At 69.4% G+C, this 723-nt stretch carries 1 protein-coding gene; it reads right to left on the reverse strand.

All coding sequences use genetic code 11. The features are described from left to right. Positions 1-670, reverse strand: a 670-nt coding sequence (locus ACYVOO_RS38670; RefSeq protein WP_461020413.1) for an RNA-guided endonuclease InsQ/TnpB family protein, incomplete at its 3' end; no start/stop codon positions are given. Positions 671-723 lie beyond the last annotated feature (53 nt).

Below are 723 nucleotides of genomic sequence, written 5' to 3' on the forward strand. Positions count from 1 at the left end.
GCGGGTGGGGAAGGTCATGGGCGTCGCTGGTGGTGGTGGCCGTCTCCCGCACGCCCCAGTCGATACCGATCACCGCGCCGGTCTGTGGCAGGGGCTCGGTTGCGGCGGCGAGGACGAACGACGCCCACCAGTGCCCCACCGCATCCCGGTACACCCGCACCGAACTGGGAGCCGTGGGCAGCTCCCGCGACCACACCACCCGCACCACAATGCCCCCGGCCAGATGCAGACGGCCCTCCTTGAGGCGAAAGCCGCGCCGGGTGTAGTTCAGCGTGGGCAGCGCCTCGTGCTTCTTCTTGTACTTGGGCATCCCGGCCCGCTGCCGCATCGGCAGCCGGGCCTTGATGTCCTGCAACGCCTTCGCCCGCGACTTCGCGAAGTCGCGGAGGAGCTGCTGCTGAGGGACCGAGGCGCCCTCCCGCAGCCACGGGATACGCGCACGTGCCTCGGTCAGCATCCTGTCGAGCTGCGCTGGGCCGCACGTCACACTCTGGCCGGTCGCCCGGTTGTGCCGGTGCACCCGCTGGGATTTGGCGACCGCTTCGTTCCAGATCCACCGGCAGCGGTCCCACTCGGCCTCCAGCGCGGACCGGGCCGTGGACGACAACCGCAGCCGATAGGTGTACCGGACATGCCCGGAACTCTCCCCCGCCCGCATTCGCGCCGTCATACCCCCGAACTTATCCGGGAGGACTGACAATCGAGCACAACAGATCCTCGCAG

It is taken from the genome of Streptomyces daliensis, from assembly GCF_054782395.1.